Here is a 22,866-nt window from a genome sequence, read left to right on the forward strand (position 1 = left end):
TGACTACAAATAGCTATTACCAGGGGGGAGCCTTGGGCACCCGGAGCCGCACCGTGGTGCCCTCGTCCGGCGCCGTCTCCACGACGAGGCCGTAGTCCTCCCCGTAGATCTGGCGCAGCCGCACGTCCACGTTGGCCAGGCCGAACCCGCCCTCGTCGCGTCCCTGGCGAGGATCGCCGTCGAGCAGTCCCCTGGCCCGTTCGGGTGGCATGCCGAGCCCGTCGTCCTCCACACTGATGTGGGCCTCGGGCCCGGCGTCCCGGACGACCACGCGAACCTCGCCGCGGCGGCCGGCACCGGCCACGCCGTGCTTGACGGCGTTCTCGACCAGCGGCTGCAGGCACAGGAACGGCACGGGGACGGAGAGCACCTCCGGCGCGGCCCGGACGGTGAAGCGCAGCCGCTCACCGAACCTGGCGCGTTCCAGCAGCAGGTAGCGGTCGACGCAGTGGAGCTCCTCGGCGAGGGTGGTGAAGTCCCTGGCCCGGCGCAGCGCGTACCGGTTGAGGTCGGCGAAGTCCACCAGCAGTTCCCTGGCCCGCTCGGGATCGGTGCGGACGAGCGAGGCGATGGTGGTCAGCGCGTTGTAGACGAAGTGCGGGGACATCTGGGCCCGCAGCGCCCGCATCTCCGCCTCCATGGCGCGCCTCCGGGAGGAGTCGAGCTCGGCCAGCTCCAGCTGGCTGGAGACCCAGCGGGCGACCTCGGTGACGGTCCGCACCAGCGCCGCGCTGACCACGGCGTCGTACGCGGCGAGCGCGCCGACCACCCGCCCGTCGACGGTGAGCGGCACGACGACCCCGCCCCGGATCGCGCAGCCCGGCCGGTCGCAGGGGAACGCGTCGCCGGCGACCACGTGGGGGCGCGCCGTGGCGAGAGCGGTCCGGGCGTGCTCGGGCGCGTCGTCGCGGTGGCAGCCGGCGGCGCCGTCCCAGGCCAGCACCTCGTCGGCGTCGGCCAGGGCGAGGGCGCTGGTGCCCAGCAGCGTGCGCAGGTGACGGACCGCCTTGCGGGCGGAGTCGCGGGTGAGCCCGGCCCGGAGCGAGGGAGCCGCCATCGCCGCGATGTGCAGGGTGACGAAGGTGGCCTCGTCCGGTGGGCCGCCCGAATCCCGGTGGCGGCCCTGCCGCCGCCGGGGCAGAACGAAGCCGATGAGGGTGCTGAATGCGCAGAGCAGCGCCCATCCGCTGGTCGACATGCGGGAAACCGTAGTCAACCGTCCGGCGAGATCAGGGGAGAACGCCGATCACGGCGGGCCGTCGCCCGGTTCCTCCTGGTAGGAGTAGCGCTGCTCGCGCCAGGGGTCGGCGATGTTGTGGTAGCCGCGCTCCTCCCAGAAGCCGCGCCGGTCCTCCAGCATGTACTCCACGGCACGCACCCACTTGACGCTCTTCCAGGCGTACAGGTGCGGGACGATCATCCGGACGGGGAAGCCCCGTTCCGGAGAGATGGGCTTCTCATCCAGTTCCAGGGCGAAGAGCGTGTGCGGGCGGGCGAAGTCGCTCATGCGCATGTTGGCGCTGTATCCGTACTCGCCCCAGATCATCACGTGCTGCACGCCCGGGGCGGGCGGGGCGAGCTCCATCAGCGTCGCCGTGGACACCCCGCCCCACTCGTTGCCCATGATCGAGAACTTGGTGACGCAGTGGAAGTCGGCCACGACCGTGGTGCGCGGCAGCGCGGAGAACTCGGGCCAGGTGAAACGGTGCTGCCCGCCCGAGGCGGTCGCCCCCATGACGTGCAGCTCCCAGGTGGCCGGGCGGAACGTGGGCACCCGGCCGTAGTGGATGACCGGACGTCCACGAGGGACGTACTGGCCCGGAGGCAGGCGGTTCTCCTCCCCCGCAGGTTCGGGCTGCTCCACCATCACTCCCCTCGCCGGCTGGCCGATGGCACGGGGCAATCCTGCCATCGCGCATCTGCCGCCGTGGCAGCGGCCACCGGATAACGCCCCGGACAGCGCCTTCGCCGCCCCACCGTACGCCGCCCGGCCGTACCGGGGTCCACCCCCACCGCCCGGCCGTACCGGGTCCACCCCGCGCCACCCCCCGCCACCCGGCCGCACCGGAACCCACCCCCACCGCCGGGCCGTACCGGGTCCGCCCCCACCGCCCGGCCGCGCCGGGACCCCGCGCCGTACCGGGATCCCGCGCCGCCGGGGCGGACGCGCCCCGGCGGTGCGCTACTATTTGCGCCATGCGTACTGCGTTCTGGTTTTGGTATGGCGACGGACCCTCGGGTGGGACCGTTCGCCACCAGATGCTGCGCTGACAGCCTGGCGAACGCAAAGGCCCCGGGTCCGGTTTTCGGACCCGGGGCCTTCTGCATTTGCGGGCACTTTCCATCCGGACCGTCGAAGTCATCGAAAGAAGGAGAGACATGGTCATCGTCATGAGTCCCCACGCCACGCGGGCGGACGTCGAAGCGATCGTGGAGACCATCGGCGCGGCAGGTGGTGACGCGTTCGTCAGCCGGGGCGTGAGCCGCACGATCATCGGCGTGATCGGCGACGTCGAGCAGTTCGCGACGCTCGACCTGCGCGGGATGACAGGCGTGGCCGACGTGATGCGGGTGAGCGCCCCGTACAAGCTGGTGAGCCGTGACAACCACCCGGAGCGGTCGACCGTGCGGGTCGGCGGCGTGCCGATCGGACCGGAGACGGTCACGCTGATCGCCGGTCCGTGCGCGGTGGAGACGCCGCAGCAGACCCTTCAGGCCGCCCTGATGGCCAAGGCCGCCGGGGCCACCCTGCTGCGCGGCGGCGCCTACAAGCCCCGCACCTCCCCGTACGCCTTCCAGGGCCTGGGCGAGGCGGGCCTGCGCATCCTGGCCGACGTGCGTGAGGAGACGGGACTCCCGGTCGTCACCGAGGTCGTCGACGCCCACGACGTGGACCTGGTCGCCTCCTACGCCGACATGCTGCAGATCGGCACCCGCAACGCGCAGAACTTCGCGCTGCTGCAGGCCGTCGGCGGCGTCGGCAAGCCGGTCATGCTCAAGCGCGGCATGAACGCCACCATCGAGGAGTGGCTGATGGCCGCCGAGTACATCGCCCAGCGCGGCAACCTCGACATCGTGCTGTGCGAGCGCGGCATCCGCACCTTCGAGACCGCCACCCGCAACACGCTGGACGTCTCCGCGGTCCCGGTCGCCCAGCGGCTCTCGCACCTGCCGGTGATCATCGACCCGTCGCACTCGGGTGGCAAGCGCGACCTGGTGCTCCCGCTGACCCGCGCGGCCATCGCCGTCGGCGCCGACGGTGTGATCATCGACGTCCACCCGCACCCCGAGCAGGCTCTCTGTGACGGCCCCCAGGCACTGGTCGACGGCGACCTGGAGGAGCTGGCCCGGGTGATGGCCCAGTTCCCGCCGCTGCTGGGCAAGACCGCGGCCGGCGACGTCCTGGCCCCCGCCTGAGCTCTCCGCCCCCGCGGGGCGGGGCCGCCCGCACCGCTCCGGGGACGTCCTCTCGGTGCTCGTCACCGGGCGCCGGTGAGGGCTCCCCGCCATGACCGGCCGGCGGGCGAGGAGGCCCGACGGTTCCCCGCCGCGGCGGGCGCGGGTGATCCGGACCCCGCGCCCGTGGCGCTCCCGGACGATCGGTCGTCCGGCCGCGGCCGGTCGCCAGCGGTCAGGCGTCGAACCGGTACTCCTGCAGGGAGCCGGCCAGCTGCACGGCGAGTTCCTCGGCGTCCAGGCGGCGCTCGATCTGCTTCAGATCTGCGATCTTGGCGGCGGTCTCGGCGCGGCGCGGGGCCAGGAGGGTGCAGCAGTCCTCGTCGGGGAGCTCGGAGATCTCCAGGGTGCCGATGCGGCGGGCCTCGGCCATGATCTCGGTCTTGTCGAGGCCGATGAGCGGGCGCAGGATCGGCATGTCGACCGCGTCGTCCTGGGCGGTGATGTTCTGCAGCGTCTGCGAGGAGACCTGGCCCAGCGAGTCGCCGGTGACCAGGGCTCCGGCGCGCAGGCGGCGGGCGACCTCCTCGGCCGTCTTGAGCATCAGGCGGCGCTGGGCGATGACCGCGAGGCGGTCCTGGCCCGAGGCCTTGATGGACTGCTGCGCCTTGCCGAAGGGGACCACCCACAGCCGGGACTTGCCCTGGAACCTGTCGAGCGCCCTGACCAGCGCGTACGCCTTGTAGATCGACTCGGAGGTGGTGAAGGGGATGCCGGAGAAGTGCAGGAAGTCGACCCGCAGGCCGCGGCGCATCATCCGGTAGGCCGCCACCGGCGAGTCGATGCCGCCGGACATCAGCACCAGGCCCCGGCCGCTGGAGCCGACCGGCAGCCCGCCCTGGCCCGGCTGCCCGCCGGTGAAGACGAACACCTCGTCGCGGTCGACCTCGATGGAGACCACCAGCTCGGGGTTCTTCAGGTCGACCGGCAGGCCGTAGATGTCGTTGAGCTCCCCGCCGACCGAGCGGTCCAGTTGCGTCGAGGTGAGGGGGAAACGCTTGTCGCGGCGGCGCGAACGGACCGCGAAGGAGACGCCGCGCCGGACGTCGTCACGGTCGGCCAGCAGCTCGATCGCCGCCTTGGTGATGGCCGAGGGGTCCTTGGCCACCCGCCAGGCGCGGTGGATCCAGACGAGCCCGGGAACGTACGAGACCCGCTCGGCCACGGCGTCGGCGACCTCGGCCCCGGTGCCGTCCGGCAGGAGGAGCGCGATGACGCCGTGGCGCTGCCGCAGGTCGACCTTGACGCCGACGTCCTTCAGGGCGGCCTTGATGTTGCCCTGAAGCCTCCGTTCAAAAAGCTCCCGGTTGTTTCCCTTGAGGACGACCTCGCCCAGTTTGAGCAGAACGCATGGCTCGCCCAGGGCGGACATGGTCATGGTGCAACCTCCGGTGGAGCTTCGAGGAGAACGTAGGGGTACGTCAAGTGTCGCGCGCGGCCGCACAAAGACAACGTCTCGACCTTGTCACTTTAGTCGGGCCTATGACTCGTCGAGTCCTTGCTCGATGGCGTAGCGGACCAGCTCGACGCGGTTGTGGAGCTGAAGCTTGTTCAACGTGTTCTGGACATGATTCTGCACGGTGCGGTGGGACAGCGTGAGACGCTCGGCGATCTGCTTGTACGACAGGCCCTTGGCGACCAGGCGTAGCACCTCCGTCTCCCGCTCGGTCAGGCGCGGCGTCGCCTCGGGGGCGGGCTGGGCCGCCAGCCTGCGGTACTCCCCCAGCACGAGCCCGGCCAGGCCGGGGGTGAAGACGGCGTCGCCCGCCCCGGTGCGGCGGACCGCGTCGAGGAACTCCTCCTTGCTCGCCGATTTCAGCAGGTATCCGGACGCGCCCGCCTTGACGGCCTCCAGCACGTCGTCCTGCTCGCCGCTGGCCGACAGCACCAGCACCCGGGGCGGCGGCTGCGCCGCGGCCAGCCTCCGGGCCACCTCCACACCGGACAGATCAGGCAGCTGCAGATCGAGCACGACCACCTCGGGCCGGACCGCGGGGGCCACCCGGACCGCCTGCCGCCCCTCCCCGAGCGTCGCCACGACCTCGTACCCCGCCTCGGCCAGGTCCCTGGCCACCGCGTCCCGCCACATCGGGTGGTCGTCCACCACCATCACACGCACGCGCCAACTTTAGGCGTTTTACTAAGGAACGTCCGCGTTTCTCGCGGCGGGGACGGACATCTCGACCTCGGTGCCCCGGCCGGGAGCGGAGACCACCGTGACCGTACCGCCCAGGTCGGCGATGCGGCCCCGGATCGACTGGGCGACGCCGAGGCGCCCGTCGGCGGCGGCCTGCTCCAGGCGGCCCGGCGGGATGCCCGGCCCCTCGTCCCTGACGGTCACGGTGACCGTCCCGTCGTCGCTCTCGGCGAAGACCCACGCGGGAGCCTGCGCCCCGCAGTGCCGGGTGACGTTGTCCAGTGCGGCGCCGACCGCGGCGGCCATCTCCCACGCGACGGCGACCGGCAGGGTCAGCGGGGTCGCCGGGACCGAGACGGTGACCGTGGTCGAGCCGTACCTCTGGAGCAGGGCGCGCAGGTCGGCGGTGCCCGCGGCGGGCGTCACGGGACGGAGCCTGATCAGCTCGCGCAGCGCCGCCTCCTGCTCGCCCGCGAGCCTGCCCAGCTCGGCCGCCTCCCCGCCGATCTCCTGCCCGCGCCGCTGGACCAGGGCGAGCACCTGGAGCACCGAGTCGTGGATGCCCCGGGCGAGCCGCTCCCGCTCCCGGCCGGCGGCCTCCATCTCGATCGCCTGCTGCATGCGCTCCTCGGCCTTCTTCGCCAGCCGGGCGGTGTGCCCGACCAGCACTCCGGCGAGGAAGAGCAGGACGGTCCCGTTGATCGGGAGCGTCTCCACGTCCATCTCGCCGAGGCCGCGCAGCCACAGGTCGGCCAGCGAGACGATCAGAGCGGCCAGGGCGCCCAGCCGCCGCCCGCCGTGGACGCCCCACGCGAGCACCGCGCCGCCCATCCAGGTTCCGGTGACGGGGAGGCTGCCCTCCTGGTAGGGGCCCTGGACGAACGGCGTGGCGAGCAGGCAGCCCACGGTCACGAGCATGTCGGCGGCGAGCAGCGGGCGCCCGCGGAGCTCCTCGACGGAGTAGGCGAAGACCGTCACCACGGTCCACAGCGCCATGACGCCGATCACCAGCCAGCCGGCCACCGGGTGGGCGTACCCTCCGGCGCGGATGAGCAGGGCCACCGCGTAGACGACGGAGGCGACACGGAAGACCGCGATCGCCCGCCAGAACGGGCCCTCGATTCCCGTCACCGGACGACCTTACCGTCCGGTGAAGCCCGCGGGCCGCGCACCGGGAAGCACCGGAACCATCGGGAACCACCGGGAACACGGTGAGGACGCGACGGGGCCGTGACCCCGCCGCGTCCTCGCCGTCAGCCGAAGAAGACCTCGGCCTCCTCGTAGCGTCCGGCCGGCACGGTCTTGATTTCCTCGGTCGCCTCGTCGAGGCCGACCCGGACGATCTCGGTGCCCCGCAGGGAGACCATCGTGCCGAAGTCGCCGGAGTGGACGGCGTCGATGGCCTGCAGGCCGAAGCGGGTGGCCAGCACCCGGTCGAAGGCCGTGGGTGTGCCGCCGCGCTGGATGTGGCCCAGTACGGTAGTGCGGGCCTCCTTGCCGGTGCGCTTCTCGATCTCCTTGGCGAGCGTCTCGCCGATGCCGCCCAGCCGGACGTGCCCGAAGGCGTCCAGCTCGCCCGTCTGCAGCGCCATCTGCCCCTCGATCGGGTGCGCGCCCTCGGCCACCACGATGATGGGCGCGTACCTGGTCTTGAAGCGGGACTCCACATAGGCGCAGACGCGGTCGATGTCGAAGGGCTTCTCCGGGATGAGGATGACGTTGGCGCCGCCGGCCATGCCCGCGTGCAGCGCGATCCAGCCCGCGTGACGGCCCATGACCTCGCAGATCAGCGCGCGGTGGTGCGACTCGGCGGTGGTGTGCAGCCGGTCGATCGCCTCGACGGCGATGTTGACGGCCGTGTCGAAGCCGAAGGTGTAGTCGGTCGCGTTGAGGTCGTTGTCGATCGTCTTGGGCACGCCGACGACGTGCACGCCCCTGTCGAAGAGCTGCTTGGCCACCCCGAGAGTGTCTTCGCCGCCGATCGCGATCAGCGCGTCGATCCCGCCCGACGCCAGATTGTCCTTGATCTTCTCGACGCCACCGTCGATCTTCATGGGGTTGGTCCGCGACGAGCCCAGGATCGTCCCGCCCCGGGGCAGGATGCCGCGCACGGCCTCGACGTCGAGGGGCATGGTGTCGCCCTCCAGGGGCCCGCGCCAGCCGTCGCGGAATCCGACGAATTCATGTCCGTAGACGGTCACGCCCTTGCGCACGACGGCGCGGATCACAGCGTTCAAGCCGGGGCAGTCTCCGCCCCCTGTCAGCACTCCGATACGCATGGCATCCTCCGGTGGTGGTTCCGAGGCAAGATGGCCAGACTAAGTGGGGTAGTGCGGCCGGCGACGGATTTCCACCGCCGACGCAACGCATTCTGCCTCCCGATCGGGCCAATGGTCTAGACCAAGCAAAAGGAGTCCTCACATCTCATTTTCGGCGGTTGACGGGAAATTTTCACGGGTAAAAACAAAGGTCGCGGCGGGGGTTAAGGCCGCCGCGGGCGAGCCGGAGGCTCGGCCCGCGGGACCGGGCGCGATACGCCGGAACGGACGCGCGGCGCTCACGACGGGCGCGGTACGCCGGAACGGACGCGGTGCGTCACGACGGGCGCGGCGGGTCAGGCCGGGGCGGTCCGGGACCGCTCCCGGAGGGGCAGCACGCAGGAGGGCGTGCCGACGGTGAAGCGCTCACCCTCGGCGTGGGGGATCCCGTCCTTCAACCGCAGGACGGCGACCTCTCCCGAACGCTGGTTGGCCACGTACATGCGGCCGCCCGCGATGGCGAAGTGGCGCGGCCAGGCGCCGCCGCAGGGGACCTCCGCGATCCGTTCCAGGCCGGGCAGGGAGAAGACCGAGATGGTGTCGGGGCCCCGGTTGGCGACGTAGCCGAACCCGTCCCGCACCTCCAGGTGGGAGGGGTGGTTCTCACCCGCCGCGTCGCTGGCGGGGACGGCCAGCAGCTCGCGCCAGCCGGCGTCGTAGGCGCGGACCGTGCCGTCCAGTTCACCGGCCACGTACCAGCGGTCGCCCGCGTGGGCCATGTGCCGGGGGCCCATGCCGGGGGCGAGCCGGACCGGGCCGTCGGGGTGCGGGACCACCCGGTCCCCGACCAGGTAGCGGCGGACCTCGTCGGCGCCCAGGTCGGTCACGTACAGCACGCCGTCGGGCCCGAAGACCGCCTGGTGGGCGTGGGCGCCCTCGCGGTAGGGGAAGATCCACACGTCGGTGAGGAGACCGGCGGCGTCGATGCCGTGGACGCTGACCGTGCCGTCGCCGTAGTTGGCGACCGCCAGCCACGTGCCGGTGGGGTCGACGGCCAGGTGGCAGGGGGACGAGCCCTCGCTGGAGCGCCGCGCGAGCGGGCTGAGCGCGCCGCCGGCGGTGCGGGCGAAGACACTGACCGTGCCCTGCCCGCTCTCCCCCACCGCGTACAGGACCGGGAGGCGGGGGTGGGCGGCGAGGAACGACGCCCCGGAGGCCGGTGTCTCGCCGAGCCGCGCCAGGCTTCCCAGCTCGACCTGGGTGATCCCCGGCCCGGACCCGTCGGTGTCCGGGGTGTATCCGCCGATGTAAGCAAGCTCAGCCATCATGCTCCCGCCGCCGTCACGGGCGGCGTACGCCGCCCTCTGCCTTCTCATCCGTTCTGGGCCAGTCTGCGAAATTAGCGCAGCCCGACGGCGGCCCCCACCTCCCACCCCGGGACACCCGCCGATTTTCATTGACTACGTCAACGAAATAGTTGACTCTGTCAGACATGGAGAAACATGTGGCGCAGGTCCGCGCGTTCAACCGCTTCTACACCGGGGTCATCGGGGTGCTCCACCAGGGTGTGCTGGACACCCCCTACTCGCTCACCGAGGTGAGAGTGTTGTTCGAACTGGACCGTAACGGCCGCATGGAGGCCGGGGAGCTGCGGCGGCTGCTCGGGCTCGACGCCGGGTACCTCAGCCGGATCCTCGGCAGGTTCGAGATCGACGGGCTGGTCATGCGGGAGCGGTCCGCCTCGGACGCCCGGCGGCAGGTGATCGAGCTGACCGAGGCGGGGCGGGCCGCGTTCGCGATCCTGGACGAGCGGGCGGCGACGGAGATCCGGGAGCTGCTCGACGGGGTGAACGAGGAGGACCGCGAGCGGCTGGTCATGAGCATGCGGACGATCCAGGAGCTCCTCGGCCGGGAGCCGGTGGCCCACCGCCCGTACGTCCTGCGCCCGCCGCGGCCGGGCGACCTCGGCTGGGTGGTGCACCGGCACGGCGTGCTCTACAGCCGGGAGCAGGGCTGGGGGATGGATTTCGAGGCGCTGGTCGCCAGGATCGTGGCCGACTACGCGGACGGCCACGACCCCCGGCGCGAGGCGGGCTGGATCGCCGAGGTGGACGGCGAGCGGGTCGGATGCGTCTTCTGCGTCCGCAGGGACGACGAGACGGCGCAGCTCAGGATGCTGCTGGTGGAGCCGGCGGCGCGGGGCATGGGGATCGGCGCGCGGCTGGTGGACGAGTGCGTGCGCTTCGCCAGAGCCGCCGGCTACCGGCGGATGGTGCTGTGGACCAGGGACGTGCTGCTGGGCGCCCGGCGCATCTACCGGGCGGCGGGCTTCGAGCTGGTCGAGAAGGAGGAGGGCGACGGGTTCACCGAGGAGATCTGGGCTCGCGACCTGTGATCCCCGCCGGGCGGGAGCCCTCCGGCGGGGACGGATACCACCGTGGCCTTGAGCGGGATCAGCACGCTGCCCGTCATCACGAAGAGCACCGCGAAGGTGATCGCCCGGGTCGGCCACGCCGGCATGACCACCAACGCGGTGGCCGAGCGGGCCGGGATGTCACCGGGATCGCCGTACCGGTTCTCCCGCGACAAGGAGGAGATCCCGGACGGTCCGGTCGCCCGGCTCACCGAGGGGCGCGCACCGGGCGGCGCCGGCGGCGGCCGCCGAGCTGAAGGCGCTGCTCGCCGGCTACCTGACCCCCGTCCCGTGAAGCGGCGGGCCTCCGGCCCGGAGGCCGTACTCGCGGGCCGGCCACCTCCCACCATAATCCCCACTTTACAGATAGGTATTATCCGATTATTGTCGACGGCACCACCTCCTCACGCGTGAGGCGACGATGCGCTTCCACTGGTTCCTGCCGACCACCGGCGACGGTCACCACGTCAGGCCCGCCACGACCACGGTCGCGGCCGGTCCCGCCGCGGCCCGGCCCGCCACCCTCGACTACCTGACCCAGGTGGCCGGGGCGGCCGAGGCCGCCGGTTTCGAGGCCGCCCTGACCCCCGTCGGCTCCGGCTGCCCCGACCCGCTGGTGGCCTGCAGCGCGATCGCCGCGCGCACCGAACGGCTCCGGCTGCTCGTGGCCTTCCGCCCCGGCTTCACACTGCCCACCCTCCTCGCCCAGCAGGCGCAGACCTTCCAGGAGATCAGCGGGGGGCGGCTGCTGCTCAACGCGGTCACCGGCGGCGACCCGCGGGAGCAGCGCGCCTACGGCGACTTCCTGGACCACGACGCCCGCTACGAGCGGACCGGGGAGTTCATCGCCGTGCTCCGGCGAGCCTGGGCCGGCGAGCCCTTCGACCACCGGGGCGCCCATTACCGCGTGTCGGAGGGCGGCCTCGCCGCGCCGCTCCTCGACACCCCGGACGTCTACTTCGGCGGGGCCTCCCCCGCCGCCGAGCGGGTCGCCGCCGCCCACGCGGACGTGTACCTGATGTGGGGTGAGCCCCCGGCCGCGATCGCCGAGCGGGTCACCCGGATGCGCGCGCTCGCCGCCGAGGCGGGCCGGGAGCTCCGGTTCGGCATCCGGTTGCACGTCATCGCCCGCGACACCGCCGAGGAGGCCTGGGCGCACGCCCGGCGCCTGCTCGACGGGATGGACCCCGGCCGGATCGCCGCCGCCCAGGCGCGTTTCGCCCGGATGGACTCCGTGGGTCAGCGCCGCATGGCCGAGCTCCACGGGGGTTCCGCGGATGCGCTCGAGATATCACCCAATCTCTGGGCGGGAGTCGGGTTGGTCCGCGAAGGTGCCGGTACCGCGCTGGTCGGCAGCTACGCGGAGGTGTCCGAGCGCATCCGCGAGTACTCGGAGCTGGGCCTGTCGGAGTTCATCCTCTCCGGCTGGCCGCACCTGGAGGAGGCGTGGCGGGTGGGCGACTTCGTCCTGCCCAGGCTGGGCGCCCCCGTCCTCGTGGCCTGAGCACCGCGGAGCCGCGCGCCGGGCGCGTCTTCCGGTGGGCCCTCGCGCCGCGGGGGCCGCGGACGCCGCCGGGGTTCCCCGCGACCGCTCTGACGCCGCCCCGGGCATCGGCCGGTGTCGCCCGGTCGGCGGTCCCGCTCAGCGGCGGAAAGGCCCGGTGACCTCGTAGGTGACGCCGTCGGTGCCGGCGGCCTCGCCGCGGGCACCGCGCCGGGAGGAGAAGTAGAGGCGGTCGCCGCGCGGGGAGAAGGCGGGGCCGGTGATCTCCGACCGGGGGTGCCCGGAGATCCGCAGGAACGGGGTGACGACCCGGTCCGGGGTGATCAGGTCGATCTCCATGTCGCCGCCGTCCACGGTGACGTACAGGTCACCCCAGAGGGTGCCGGCGATGTCGTCGGCACCGGCCGGCGGGGCGCCGGCGTCGTAGACGACCCGCAGGCACTCGTTCCCGGCGTCGTAGGCCCACACCCGGTTGTCGCCCTTGGTGGTGAAGAAGCAGACACCGTCCGCGTAGTGGCAGCCCGCACCGCCCCGGAAGCGCCCGGCCCCGGCGACCTGCTCGCGCGTCGGCTCCAGCGACGCGCCCGGGTCGGGCACCCGCCGCCAGGTCACCGGCCCGGCGCCGGAGCCGGCGCAGAGCACCTCCAGCGTGCCCGACGTCAGGTCACCCCAGTGGACCGGCCGGAACCGGTAGAAGCAGCCGTCCGGCTCGTCCTCGGTCAGGTAGACGACCTGCCGCTCCGGGTCGCAGGCCGCGGCCTCGTGCCGGAAGCGGCCCATGGCCAGGCGCGGCATCGCGGCGCGCGAACCGTGGGGGTCGCACTCGAAGACCCGGCCGCGGAAGATCTCCTCGCACGACAGCCAGGTGTCCCAGGGGGTGCGCCCGCCGGCGCGGTTCAGGTCGGTGCCCGACAGGATCCGGTACGCGTCGACGACCTCGCCGCCGGGGCCGAACCTGATGGCCGACGCCCCGCCCAGCAGCGGGACCTCCGAGTTGGAGACGTAGATCCAGCCGTCACCGGCGGGGAAGCACGCGCCGCCGTCCGGCGCCGGGTGCCACAGCACGCCGCCGACCCGGCGGCCGCTGCGGGCGACGATCCGGCTGGTGAACCCCTCGGGCAGCGCGACCCCGTCGGCGTCGGGCGCGCGCAGTGGCCCGTACGGGCCGGCCGAGCCGCGTGCGGCGGCGTACGCGGCCCCCCGCCACAGTGACCCGGCGAGAACCCCACCGCCGGTCAGGCCCCCGGTGCGCACCAACGTCCGGCGAAGCATGGCTCCTCCTCGTCGCCCTCACGGTACGTCGCAAGTCGATCGAACTCACATGAACGCCAAGGCTGCGCGTACCCAAACTTTGCACAAACCCCAGAGCAAACATCCGTCAAAACAGGTCGGCCTATCACCAAGATCGCCATCTGCCGGGACGGGCCCGTCCACAGTGGGATCGACACCACCGTCAGACCGGGAGAAACGTTGAGCGAGGGACTCGCGTTCGCGAATCCGACCTGTGACACCGCGCCCGGGGTGAGCGCCCGGAGGGCCCTGGTCTTCCTCGACTCGTCACCGTCCGTGGCCCCGGCGCCCGCCTCCGCGCGGGCCGGGGACGGCGGGCCGGGCGAGCGCCTGGCGAGCGCCCTGCGGGCCGAGGGGTTCGCCGTCGACGTCCGCGGCGGGCGGGGGACCGAGGCGGACGGTGAGCGGGTGTGGGAGTTCCTGCGGTCGGCGCGGGAGGGGGACCTCCTGGTGATCAGGCTGCCCGCCGACGGAGGCTGGACCTCGGGACGGCTGGGGTCGCTGATCGGCGCCTTCGGGCGGCAGGTCGGCGAGTCACTGGCGGCGGCCGTGCTGCTGGTCACGGACTTCGGCTGGAGCGCGCTGGACGGCTCCGCCGAACCGGTCAGGCAACTGGCCGTGGCCGGGGAGCCGAGGGTGGCCGCGGCGGCGCTGACGCTGACCCTGAGGTTCGGCGAGGCGGTGCCCGGCCCCGCGCCCGCGCTGACCGACGTCCTCGCCGAGGGCCTGGCGACCCGGGCCGCCGACTCCGACGGGGACGGCACGGTCACGGTGGGCGACCTGCACGCGTACGCGCTCGCCCGCTACGCGGCGACCTCGGCCGCCCGCACCCCGATCCTGATCGCGTACGGCGCCGTCGCGGGTGTCGCCCTGACCCCGGCGCGGGGTCTCGCGTCCGCGCCGCACCCCGCCTTCGCCCGCGCCCTGGCCCGGCTGGGCGAGCCCGCTCCCCCGGCCTCGGGTACCGAGATCGTCCGGCGGGTCTACGAGCTCCACCTGAGCGAGGCGGCCAGGGAGACGCTGCGCCGGGCGTCCCTGCTCGACGCGGACGAGCCGATCGACGAGGTCTTCGGCGACACCGCCGAGCTGCGGCGGTGGGGCCTGCTGGACGAGGCGGGCGCGTTCGCCCACCCGGATGTCCGGGCGTTCGGCTACTCCCGGCTGCCGGCGGACGAGCGGGCCCGGACCTCCGCGCTGCTCCGCCTCCGGCGGGCCGGGCGACGGGCCGTACGGCCGCGGGCCAGGCTCGCCGCCGACCGCTGGACCATCGAGGACCAGCTCGGGCACCGGGTCTACGCCGAGGCCATCGCCGCTTTCGTCCGCCACCCCGAGACCCGCCCGCCACTGACGATCGGCGTCAAAGGGCCGTGGGGCGCGGGCAAGACCTCGCTGATGCGGATGATCCAGGACCTTCTGGACCCCGGGGCCGCCGGGGACGCCCCGATCCCGGTCCACCTGCCGGGCTCGCGGGCGGAGCGGGCGCCGACCAACGCCGAGGTGCTGGCCAGGGCGAACCGGCGGCCCCGGGAGAGCGCCGGGCACGCCGAACCGGACACGCCGGCCCTGCGGCCGGCGGACTGGCGGCCGACGGTCTGGTTCAACCCGTGGATGTACCAGAGCGGCGAGCAGGTATGGGCCGGGCTCGCCCACGAGATCATCAGCCAGGTCACCCGGCGACTGCCCCGCGCCGAGCGGGAGCGGTTCTGGCTGGAGCTCAACCTGGCCAGGATCGACCGGGAGGCGGTCCGCCGCCGCGCCTACCACCTGGCGGTGACCCGGCTGGCGCCGGTGGCCCTGGGCCTGGTGGCCACCCTGCTCCTCACCGGGGCCCTGCTGACCGCGGCCACGCTGCTGCCCGCGTTCGGCGCCGCCCTGACGGACGCCGCGGCCGCCGTCGGCTCCGCCGGGTCCGCGGCCGTGGTGGGCGCGGGCGCGGTCCGGCTGGCGCGGTTCTTCGGCGAGTCGGCGGACAGCGCGTTCGGCGGCCTGGTCAGGCAGCCGGACCTGTTCGGCCCCGGCCCGGCCGACGGGTTCGTCACCGAGGTCGCGGGCGACCCCGGGTACCGTGCCAGGACCGGCTTCCTGCACCTGGTGCAGACCGACATGCGCCAGGTGCTCGACCTGGTCGCCACCGAGGAGCGGCCGCTGGTGGTGTTCGTGGACGACCTGGACCGGTGTTCGCCTGGGACGGTGGCCCAGGTCATCGAAGCGATCAACCTGTTTCTCGCCGGGGAGTTCCCGAACTGCGTGTTCGTGCTGGCCATGGAACCCGAGGCGGTCGTCGCGCACGTGGAGGCCGCCTACCCGGAACTGGCCGGGACGCTGCCCGCGGACGGGCGCTCCGGGCTGGGCTGGCGGTTCCTGGAGAAGATCGTGCAGCTTCCGCTGAGCGTGCCCCTCCTGGACGACGCCGACCGGCTGCCGGCCTTCGTCCGGGCGCTCCTCGGCGTGCCGGAGGCCGCCTCCCCCGCCGGGCCGCCTCCCCCGGAGGGAGAGGCGGCGCGGGAGGCGGCCGGCACCCCCGCCGGCACCGCCCCCCGGCGGCGTCCGGCACACCCGGCGGACGGCGCCGTCGCGACAGGCAGGACCGTCGCGGAACCGGCCGGTACCGGACCGCGACCGGGCAGTACCGAGCCACGGCCGGGCGGTACCGGACCGCGACCGGGCGGTACCCGGCCACGACCGGGCGCGCGCGTGCCGGGATCGCGTACCCCGGCCGACGCGCCGCTCGCCCGGACCGGACCGGGACCGGCGGAAGCGCCCGACCCGGTCCAGGTGAGCCGGTTGCAGGACGCGATCCGGGCGCTGCGGCCGACGGCGGCGACCCTGGACGAGGCCGCGCGGCGGGCTCAGGAGGCCCTGGGCATCGAGGGGTCCGGCGAGATCGGCGGACTGGCCGCGGCGACGCGCGAGGCAGCCGACCGGGTCTTCGACGACCTCTACAGCGACGAGAACGCCTACCGGGCGATCGAGTTCGTGCTCCCCGCGCTGGCGTTCTTCAACCCGCGCGAGATCAAGCGCTACGTGAACGTCTTCCGCTTCTACTCGTTCCTGACGTACCGGCGGACGCTCGCCGGGGCGGCCCCCGCCTCGGACGCCGAGGTCGCCAAGCTGGCCGCGCTGACCGTCCAGTGGCCGCACCTGCTGTCGGCGCTGGCCAGGGAGTCCGCGGGGGTGAGCGTGCTGCAACGTCTCGAACGCGCCGCGGGCACCGACGGGGGCTGGGAGCGGGCCCTCCAGGAGACCGGCCTCACCGGCCCCGACGGCCCGGACAGCCCCGGCGGCCCGTACCTGGACGCCCTGCGCGACCTGCTCTCCCGCCCCCATCCCATCGCCGACCTCGCCCGCCATCTCCTGTGAGGGCGTGAGGGCCGCTCCAGGGCATGGCCGGCCGAGAGTCCACGGCCGGGGCTCGTCCGCGGTGCGCGGGATCAGCGCTGGGCCTGGAGCATCCAGTGGTGCTTCTCCAGGTCCTGGGTGATCTCGATGAGGATGTCCTGGGTCACCGGGTCCGGCTCGTCGGTGGCGGCGATGCGCTCGCGCATCCTGCGGACGATGGATTCCAGGATGTCCGTCAGGGCGGCGACGACCTTGCCGTCGTTGACGTAGCCCGCCTCCAGCTGGGGCACCTCGGTCGTCCTTGCCAGCGTGGACGACCGGCCGTCGGGGTTGGAGCCGATGGCGACGGCGCGCTCGGCGACGGTGTCCGCGTGCTCCCTGGCCGCGGCGACGACCTCGTCGAGCTGCAGGTGCAGCGAGCGGAAGTTGTGGCCGATCACGTTCCAGTGGGCCTGCTTGGCCAGGAGCGACAGGTCGAGCAGGTCGACGAGGGCTCCCTGGAGGGCGGTGGCGACGGTCTTCCGGGCTTCGGGGTTGAGCGGGCTCGTGATTGCGGACATGAGGTATGCCTCCCCCTGGTTCGGCATCAGTTCTCTCGTTGTGATGACCCCCCCCTACCCGTCGGCTTCTTCCCTATTACCCCCAATGCCGCATTCCTAATTGACACTGTCATTATGACAGTGTCACTATGAGGGCATGGAATGGACCATCGGTGAACTGGTCGAGCGGGCCTCCGCGGCGCTGGCCCCCACCGCCCAGCTCAACGGGCGGGTGCGGGACGTGCCCAACGAGCGCCTGATCCGGTGGTACTCCACGATCGGCCTGCTCGACCCGCCCCTGGCCCGGCGGGGCCGCGTCGCCCTGTACGGCAGGCGGCACCTGCTGCAGCTCATCGCCGTCAAGCGCCGCCAGGCCGACGGCCGGACCATCGCCGAGATCCAGGCCGAGCTCGCCGGAGCCACCGATCGGCTGCTGGAGTCGATCGCCGGCCTCCCTGCCCTCGCGACCGGCCCGATCCCGACCGGCCCGATCCCAATCGGCCCGATCCCGGTCGGCCCGCCGAACACCACCGACCCCATCGGCCCGGCACGCGCGTCCGGGCCCGCCGGATCCGGGGACACGATCGGCGCCTCGGACGTCGCCGACCCCGTCCACCCGCCCGGCGCATCCGTCGCCGAACCCACCGAACCCGCCGCGCCGGCCCCACCCGCCGGCGTCGCCGAAGCCCTCGCGTCGACCGCGGCCGGGGCTCCTCGGGCCCGCTTCTGGACCGAGGCGCCGGCTACCTCGATCGCTCCGATCACCCCTGCCACCCCGGTCGCGTCGACCGGCCCCGTGCCACCGGCACCGGCGGGCACGCCACCCGGCGCCCCGGCCGCCGTGCTCGTGCACGGTGTCCGGCTCGCGGCCGGGGTGACGTTGATGCTCGACGGCGGCCGTCCCCCGGCGCCCGACGACCTCGCCGAGATCGTCGCCGCGTCGGAGGCACTCCTGACGCTCCTCCGCGAACGCGGCCTGACACCTCCGGAAGGAAAGCACCCATGTTGAGTTCGATCACCACGCTGCGGCCGGAGGAGTGCCGGCCCGTCCCGGACGCCGGGCTGGGCGCGCTCTCCACCGAGCGCGGCAACCTGCCGCTGGAGAGCGTGGACGTCACCGCCGCCGTGTCCGGCCTGGTCGCCGGCGTCGAGGTGGTCCAGGGGTTCCGCAACCCGCACGACGTGGCGCTGGAGGCGACGTACGTCTTCCCGCTGCCCGACCGCGCCGCCGTGACCGCCTTCAGGATGGAGGCCGACGGGCGGGTCGTCGAGGGCGTGCTGAAGGAACGCGGCCAGGCCAGGGCCGACTACGACCGGGCGCTCGCCCAGGGCAGGCGGGCCGCGATCGCCGAGGAGGACCGGCCGGACGTCTTCACCATCAGGGTCGGCAACATCGTGCCGGGCGAGCGCGTGACTGTGCACCTGACGCTGAACCAGCCGCTCCCGTACGAGGACGGCGCGGCCACCTTCCGCTTCCCGCTGGTCGTGGCCCCCCGCTACATCCCCGGCGCGCCACTGGACGGCGAGCAGGCGGGCGACGGCTGGGCACCCGACACCGACGCGGTCCCCGACGCCTCCCGGATCACTCCCCCGGTGCTGCTGCCCGGCTTCCCCAGCCCGGTCCGGCTCTCGCTGGCCGTCTCCGTCGACCCGGCCGGGCTGGTGCTGCGCGAGATGCGTTCCAGCCTGCACGTGGTCCAGGAGGAGGGCACGACGGTCCGGCTCCGGCCGGGCGAGCGGCTGGACCGCGACTTCATCCTGCGCCTGTCCTTCGACGCCTCGACCTCGCTGGCGCTGACGCCCGACGGCGACGAGGGGACGTTCGCGCTGACCGTCGTCCCCGACCCGGCGCAGACCGCCGCCACCCCCAAGGACGTCGTGCTCGTGCTCGACCGCTCGGGCAGCATGAGCGGCTGGAAGATGGTGGCCGCCCGGCGCGCCGCCGCCCGGATCGTCGACACGCTCACCTCGCGGGACCGGTTCGCGGTGCTCTCGTTCGACACGGTGGTCGAGCAGCCCGAGGGGCTCGGCGAGGGCCTGTCCCAGGCGTCCGACCGGAACCGCTACCGTGCCGTGGAGCACCTGACGAGGCTGGAGGCGCGCGGCGGCACCGAGATGCTGGCCCCGCTGGAGCGGGCCGCCGCCCTGCTGGCCGGTTCCGCCGGCGACCGGGTGCTGGTGCTCGTCACCGACGGGCAGGTCGGCAACGAGGACCAGATCCTGAAGCGGCTCGACGCCCGGCTGCGTGGGGTACGGGTGCACACGGTCGGCATCGACCGGGCGGTCAACGCCGGTTTCCTGGGCCGGCTCGCCGGGCTGGGCGGCGGCCGGTGCGAGCTGGTGGAGTCCGAGGACCGGCTGGACGAGGCGATGGAGCACATCCACCGCCGGATCGGCGCCCCCCTGGTCACCGATCTCTCCCTCAAGGCCGACGGGCTCGACGTGATCCCGGAGACGGTCAGCCACGTCGGCTCGATCTACCCGGGCGTCCCCCTCACCGTCCTGGGCCGCTACCGGGGCGCGGGCGGCGGGGCCCTGACCGTGCGCGGTCTGGACGCCGCGGGACAGCCGTGGGAGCGCCGGGTCACCGCGAAGGTCGCGGCCAACCCCGCGACCCGGGCCATCTGGGCGCGGGCCCGGCTGCGCGCGCTGGAAGACAGCTACGCGATCGGCGACCACTCGCTGGAGGAGAAGATCGTCGAGACGTCGCTGCGGTACGGGGTGCTCTGCCGCTTCACCGCGTTCGTCGCGGTCGACACGCGGACGGTGACCGAGGGCGGCCCCGAGCACCGGGTGATCCAGCCGGTGGAGCTGCCCAGCGGCTGGGAGAGCCCGATCGTCGCGGCGGCCCCGATGATGATGGCGGCCTCGGCGTACGGCGGTGCTCCGGCGCAGATGCCCGCGCACATCCCGAGGCCGGCCCCCGCGAGGCCGCCCGTCGCTCCCCCGGCCGGCCCGCCCGGGCTCGCGCCTCCGGGGTCGGTGCCGGCGTTCGGGGCGAGCGGGGCGGGCCCGGGCATGGCCCAGGAGGCGGCGGCCGGCGGCTTCGACGACCGCGCCCGGATGCTCCCCCGCTCCGCGCCGGTCGCGCCGCCGCTGCGGCAGGGCACGCCGAAGGAGCCGCCGCGGGAGCAGCTCGCCGAGGAGCTGGCGCGGCTGCGCGCCGCGGCGTCCCTGCCGGACGCCGAGCGGCTGCTGATGCTGCGGGACCTGGGCAGCCGCCTGGCGGCCCTGGCCGTCCACCTCGGCGGCCACGCCGAGCTTGAGGCCCTGGCCAGGGAGCTGCAGGGCGGCGGGGACGTGGAGACGCTGTGGCGACGGGCCGTGGAGGGCCTGGAAGCCCTGGTCCGCCCCGCCAAGCGCCGCCCGTTCTGGAAGAGGTGAGCCGGTCTCCGGCGTGGCGCCGGCCCTCGCCGACGCCACGCCGGAGATGCGCCCGGCAGCCGGGACCGCACGACGGAACCCCGGCGGCCGCTGCGGCGGGAAGCGGACCGCAAGCCCGGCCGTTGCACATAAAGTAGCGGGATGGTGATTCTGGACGGCGGCCTGGCGACCCATCTGGAGGCCCTGGGGGCGGACCTCCGTGACGAGCTGTGGTCGGCGAAACTGCTGCTGGAGAATCCCGCGGTGATCCGGCAGGCGCATCTCGACTACTTCGCCGCCGGCGCCGAGGTGGCGATCACGGCGAGTTACCAGGCGAACATCCCCGCGTTCCTCCGGCGTGGTCTGACGGCGGCCGAGGCGGAGGATCTCATCCTCCTCTCGGTGCACCTGGCGGCCCAGGCGCGCGACGCCCACGGGTCGGGCACGGTGGCCGCCAGCGTCGGGCCCTACGGGGCCTCTCTGGCCAACGGCGCGGAGTACACCGGCGACTACGACCTGGACGAGGACGGGCTGACCGACTGGCACCGCGACCGCTGGCACATCCTGGCCGACAGCGAGGCCGACCTGCTGGCGTGCGAGACGATCCCCTCCTACGCCGAGGCCCGCGCGCTGAAGCGGTTGCTCGCCGAGACGCCGGGGATGCGGGCGTGGGTGAGCTTCTCCTGCCGCGACGGCGAGCACATCAACGACGGCACCCCGCTGCGCGAGGCCGCCGCCCTGTTCACCGGCGATCCCCAGGTGATAGCCGTCGGCGTCAACTGCACCGCCCCACGCCACGTGCCCAGCCTGATCTCCCGGATCGAGGGCAAGCCCGCCATGGCGTATCCCAACTCCGGCGAGACCTGGGACGCCGGGAGCCGCCGCTGGCTGGGGCTGGCCGACCCGGTGGAGTTCGGCGAGGCCGCGGTCGGGTGGACCGCGGCCGGCTCGGCCTTCGTCGGCGGCTGCTGCCGCACCACCCCCGAGCACATCCGCCAGATCCGCGCCCACCTCACCGGGTCGCACGCCGGCTGACCGCGGACGCGCTCCCGCCCGAGATCGCCCCGGCCGCCCACGCTCTGCCCGGCCCTCCCCGTGAGATCGCCCCGGCCGGGGCATCCGCGCGTGTGCGGGATGCGCGTATCCCCGGGGCAGCCGTGGCGAGCGCCCGGGACGTGCGCGCGTGGTTTCCGGGGAGCACGTGCCCGCGAGGCGGCCACGGCAGGGCGTCCGGGACGCGCACGCGTGCTCCCGGAGCGGCCGGGGCGAGCGCCCGGGACGTGCGTGTGATCTCCGGGGGGTGCCGTGGCGGAGCATCCGGGGAGTCGCCACAATGAGGCCGGTGCCCCCGACCGCGTCATGCCGTACCAGTCGCGCCGGGGGCCGGGTACGTCCGGCGGCGGGCGGCCTGTCCGCCGGCCGCCGCCGGAGAACGTCTCGACCTCGGGAGATCATTTGTTCATCGACATGCCCCTCGACCAGCTCAGGGAGTACCGGCCGGAGCGCCGGGAGCCCGCCGAGTTCGACGCGTTCTGGGCGAAGACGCTGGCCGAGGCCCGCGAGCACGATCTGGACGCCGTCTTCACCGAGGTGGAGACCGACCTGGCGCTGGTGCGCTGCTTCGACGTCCGCTTCGCGGGGTTCGGCGGGCACGAGATCAGGGGCTGGTTCCTGGTGCCCGCCGCGGCCGAGGAGCCACTTCCGTGCGTGGTGCAGTACATCGGCTACAACGGGGGCCGGGGCCGGCCGCACGACTGGCTCACCTGGCCGGTGGCCGGCTGGGCGACCTTCGTGATGGACTCCCGCGGCCAGGGCGGCGGCTGGCGCTCCGGTGACACCGCCGACCCGGTGGGCGGTACCGGGCCCCAGGTCAGCGGCAAGCTCACCCAGGGCGTGTCCGACCCGCACGACTACTACTACCGGCGCCTGTACACCGACGGCGTCCGCGCCGTCGAGGCGGCCCGCGCGCACCCCCTGGTGGACGCCTCCCGCATCGTCGTCTCCGGCGGCAGCCAGGGCGGCGCGATCGCGCAGGCCGTCAGCGCGCTGGTCCCCGGCCTGCTGTTCGCCTTCATCGACGTGCCGTTCATGACGCACATCCGCCGCGCCGCCGAGATCACCGACGAGGACCCATACGGGGAACTCGGCCGGTTCTTCAAGGGGAACCGCCACCGCGTCGACCAGGTCTTCGAAACCCTCGACCACTTCGACGGCCTGAACTTCGCCGCCCGCAACGTCACCCCCGCGCTCTTCTCGGTGGGTCTGCGCGACGGCGTCACGCCGGCCTCCACCGTCTTCGCGGCCTACAACCACCACGCGGGCCCCAAGGACATCCGGGTCTGGCCCTTCAACGGCCACGAGGGCGGCGAGTCCCACCAGCTCGCCGAACAGCTCCGGACCGCCAGGAAGCTCCTGGCCGGTTAGGCCCGGGGCCCGGGCCGGCGCCGCCGGTCCGGGCCTCCTTGCGGCCATCCGGGAAATCGACGACATTCTTATCGAATCGATTTACTTCCTGCCCGGGACGGTTACCCTCACCGCACCAGAAATCGGCGCGATTTAGTGGCGCA

General features: G+C 73.6%; 18 protein-coding genes. 9 read left to right on the plus strand and 9 right to left on the minus strand.

The features are described from left to right. Positions 1-16: 16 nt before the first annotated feature. Positions 17-1,198: a histidine kinase gene (locus ABD841_RS26820; protein WP_344977579.1), complete on the minus strand. Its 1,182-nt coding sequence runs from the start codon at positions 1,196-1,198 to the stop codon at positions 17-19. 48 nt (positions 1,199-1,246) lie between these two features. After that, the gene (locus ABD841_RS26825; RefSeq protein WP_344977582.1) at positions 1,247-1,867 is read right to left on the minus strand and encodes a molybdopterin-dependent oxidoreductase; all 621 of its coding nucleotides are present in this window, start codon (positions 1,865-1,867) and stop codon (positions 1,247-1,249) included. A gap of 512 nt (positions 1,868-2,379) precedes the next feature. Between ABD841_RS26825 and aroF the strand changes: the two genes are divergently transcribed. Next, on the plus strand, positions 2,380-3,417 hold the full coding sequence (aroF, locus tag ABD841_RS26830) for a 3-deoxy-7-phosphoheptulonate synthase (RefSeq protein WP_344977585.1): 1,038 nt from the start codon (positions 2,380-2,382) through the stop codon (positions 3,415-3,417). 214 nt (positions 3,418-3,631) lie between these two features. On the opposite strand, the gene thiI is transcribed toward aroF, so the two are convergent. From thiI to ABD841_RS26855, 5 genes are all read right to left on the minus strand, one after another. Further along, a complete protein-coding gene (gene thiI / locus ABD841_RS26835; protein WP_344977588.1) occupies positions 3,632-4,834 on the minus strand; it encodes a tRNA uracil 4-sulfurtransferase ThiI in 1,203 nt (400 codons plus the stop codon). A 102-nt stretch (positions 4,835-4,936) separates the two neighbouring features. Continuing rightward, a complete protein-coding gene (locus tag ABD841_RS26840) occupies positions 4,937-5,566 on the minus strand; it encodes a response regulator (protein ID WP_344977717.1) in 630 nt (209 codons plus the stop codon). Positions 5,567-5,596: 30 nt separating this feature from the next. Next, positions 5,597-6,724 carry a MacS family sensor histidine kinase gene (gene macS, locus ABD841_RS26845; protein ID WP_344977591.1) on the minus strand — a complete coding sequence of 376 codons (1,128 nt, stop codon included), beginning with the start codon at positions 6,722-6,724 and terminating at the stop codon, positions 5,597-5,599. Positions 6,725-6,846: 122 nt separating this feature from the next. Beyond that, complete coding sequence (locus ABD841_RS26850) at positions 6,847-7,872, minus strand: 6-phosphofructokinase (protein ID WP_344977594.1); 1,026 nt, start codon at positions 7,870-7,872, stop codon at positions 6,847-6,849. Between the two features lie 335 nt (positions 7,873-8,207). Further along, positions 8,208-9,176, minus strand: coding sequence for a lactonase family protein (locus ABD841_RS26855; protein WP_344977597.1), 969 nt, complete (start codon positions 9,174-9,176; stop codon positions 8,208-8,210). Positions 9,177-9,343: 167 nt separating this feature from the next. On the opposite strand from ABD841_RS26855, the gene ABD841_RS26860 reads away from it, so the two are divergent. Genes ABD841_RS26860 through ABD841_RS26870 form a run of 3 tightly spaced genes read left to right on the plus strand, consistent with a single transcriptional unit; the run spans position 9,344 to position 11,768 of the window. Further along, positions 9,344-10,246 (plus strand): bifunctional helix-turn-helix transcriptional regulator/GNAT family N-acetyltransferase, encoded by a 903-nt coding sequence (locus ABD841_RS26860; protein WP_344977600.1) that lies wholly within the window; start codon positions 9,344-9,346, stop codon positions 10,244-10,246. A 42-nt stretch (positions 10,247-10,288) separates the two neighbouring features. Continuing rightward, positions 10,289-10,678, plus strand: a complete 390-nt coding sequence (locus tag ABD841_RS26865) for a helix-turn-helix domain-containing protein (RefSeq protein ID WP_344977603.1) — start codon at positions 10,289-10,291, stop codon at positions 10,676-10,678. A 7-nt stretch (positions 10,679-10,685) separates the two neighbouring features. After that, the gene (locus tag ABD841_RS26870) at positions 10,686-11,768 is read left to right on the plus strand and encodes an LLM class flavin-dependent oxidoreductase (RefSeq protein ID WP_344977606.1); all 1,083 of its coding nucleotides are present in this window, start codon (positions 10,686-10,688) and stop codon (positions 11,766-11,768) included. 138 nt (positions 11,769-11,906) lie between these two features. On the opposite strand, the gene ABD841_RS26875 is transcribed toward ABD841_RS26870, so the two are convergent. Then, positions 11,907-13,040 carry an alkaline phosphatase PhoX gene (locus tag ABD841_RS26875; protein WP_344977609.1) on the minus strand — a complete coding sequence of 378 codons (1,134 nt, stop codon included), beginning with the start codon at positions 13,038-13,040 and terminating at the stop codon, positions 11,907-11,909. Between the two features lie 198 nt (positions 13,041-13,238). Between ABD841_RS26875 and ABD841_RS26880 the strand changes: the two genes are divergently transcribed. Next, complete coding sequence (locus ABD841_RS26880) at positions 13,239-16,418, plus strand: P-loop NTPase fold protein (RefSeq protein WP_344977612.1); 3,180 nt, start codon at positions 13,239-13,241, stop codon at positions 16,416-16,418. A 71-nt stretch (positions 16,419-16,489) separates the two neighbouring features. Here the strand turns inward: ABD841_RS26880 and ABD841_RS26885 are convergent, their stop codons facing one another. Beyond that, positions 16,490-16,957: a Dps family protein gene (locus tag ABD841_RS26885; protein ID WP_344977615.1), complete on the minus strand. Its 468-nt coding sequence runs from the start codon at positions 16,955-16,957 to the stop codon at positions 16,490-16,492. A 136-nt stretch (positions 16,958-17,093) separates the two neighbouring features. Here ABD841_RS26885 and ABD841_RS26890 point away from each other — a divergent pair, with 136 nt between their 5' ends. The 4 genes from ABD841_RS26890 (at position 17,094) to ABD841_RS26905 (ending at position 22,723) form a co-directional block, all read left to right on the plus strand. Continuing rightward, complete coding sequence (locus ABD841_RS26890) at positions 17,094-17,945, plus strand: MerR family transcriptional regulator (RefSeq protein ID WP_344977618.1); 852 nt, start codon at positions 17,094-17,096, stop codon at positions 17,943-17,945. Then, complete coding sequence (locus tag ABD841_RS26895) at positions 17,939-20,320, plus strand: VIT domain-containing protein (RefSeq protein WP_344977621.1); 2,382 nt, start codon at positions 17,939-17,941, stop codon at positions 20,318-20,320. Before ABD841_RS26890 ends, ABD841_RS26895 begins: the two co-directional genes overlap by 7 nt. A gap of 141 nt (positions 20,321-20,461) precedes the next feature. After that, complete coding sequence (gene mmuM, locus ABD841_RS26900) at positions 20,462-21,334, plus strand: homocysteine S-methyltransferase (protein ID WP_344977623.1); 873 nt, start codon at positions 20,462-20,464, stop codon at positions 21,332-21,334. A 420-nt stretch (positions 21,335-21,754) separates the two neighbouring features. Beyond that, complete coding sequence (locus ABD841_RS26905) at positions 21,755-22,723, plus strand: acetylxylan esterase (RefSeq protein ID WP_344977626.1); 969 nt, start codon at positions 21,755-21,757, stop codon at positions 22,721-22,723. The last annotated feature ends 143 nt before the right edge of the window (positions 22,724-22,866 follow it).

The organism is Streptosporangium fragile (genome assembly GCF_039534445.1).
GTDB lineage: Bacteria > Actinomycetota > Actinomycetes > Streptosporangiales > Streptosporangiaceae > Streptosporangium > Streptosporangium fragile.

Excerpts from the sequence above, each read along its gene's own strand:
- ABD841_RS26820 (WP_344977579.1), bottom strand. The coding sequence starts at position 1,198 with ATGTCGACCAGCGGATGGGCGCTGCTCTGCGCATTCAGCACCCTCATC.
- ABD841_RS26825 (WP_344977582.1), bottom strand. The coding sequence starts at position 1,867 with ATGGTGGAGCAGCCCGAACCTGCGGGGGAGGAGAACCGCCTGCCTCCG.
- aroF (WP_344977585.1), top strand. The coding sequence starts at position 2,380 with ATGGTCATCGTCATGAGTCCCCACGCCACGCGGGCGGACGTCGAAGCG.
- thiI (WP_344977588.1), bottom strand. The coding sequence starts at position 4,834 with ATGACCATGTCCGCCCTGGGCGAGCCATGCGTTCTGCTCAAACTGGGC.
- ABD841_RS26840 (WP_344977717.1), bottom strand. The coding sequence starts at position 5,566 with ATGGTGGTGGACGACCACCCGATGTGGCGGGACGCGGTGGCCAGGGAC.
- ABD841_RS26850 (WP_344977594.1), bottom strand. The coding sequence starts at position 7,872 with ATGCGTATCGGAGTGCTGACAGGGGGCGGAGACTGCCCCGGCTTGAAC.
- ABD841_RS26855 (WP_344977597.1), bottom strand. The coding sequence starts at position 9,176 with ATGGCTGAGCTTGCTTACATCGGCGGATACACCCCGGACACCGACGGG.
- ABD841_RS26860 (WP_344977600.1), top strand. The coding sequence starts at position 9,344 with ATGGAGAAACATGTGGCGCAGGTCCGCGCGTTCAACCGCTTCTACACC.
- ABD841_RS26870 (WP_344977606.1), top strand. The coding sequence starts at position 10,686 with ATGCGCTTCCACTGGTTCCTGCCGACCACCGGCGACGGTCACCACGTC.
- ABD841_RS26875 (WP_344977609.1), bottom strand. The coding sequence starts at position 13,040 with ATGCTTCGCCGGACGTTGGTGCGCACCGGGGGCCTGACCGGCGGTGGG.
- ABD841_RS26885 (WP_344977615.1), bottom strand. The coding sequence starts at position 16,957 with ATGTCCGCAATCACGAGCCCGCTCAACCCCGAAGCCCGGAAGACCGTC.
- ABD841_RS26890 (WP_344977618.1), top strand. The coding sequence starts at position 17,094 with ATGGAATGGACCATCGGTGAACTGGTCGAGCGGGCCTCCGCGGCGCTG.
- ABD841_RS26895 (WP_344977621.1), top strand. The coding sequence starts at position 17,939 with ATGTTGAGTTCGATCACCACGCTGCGGCCGGAGGAGTGCCGGCCCGTC.
- mmuM (WP_344977623.1), top strand. The coding sequence starts at position 20,462 with ATGGTGATTCTGGACGGCGGCCTGGCGACCCATCTGGAGGCCCTGGGG.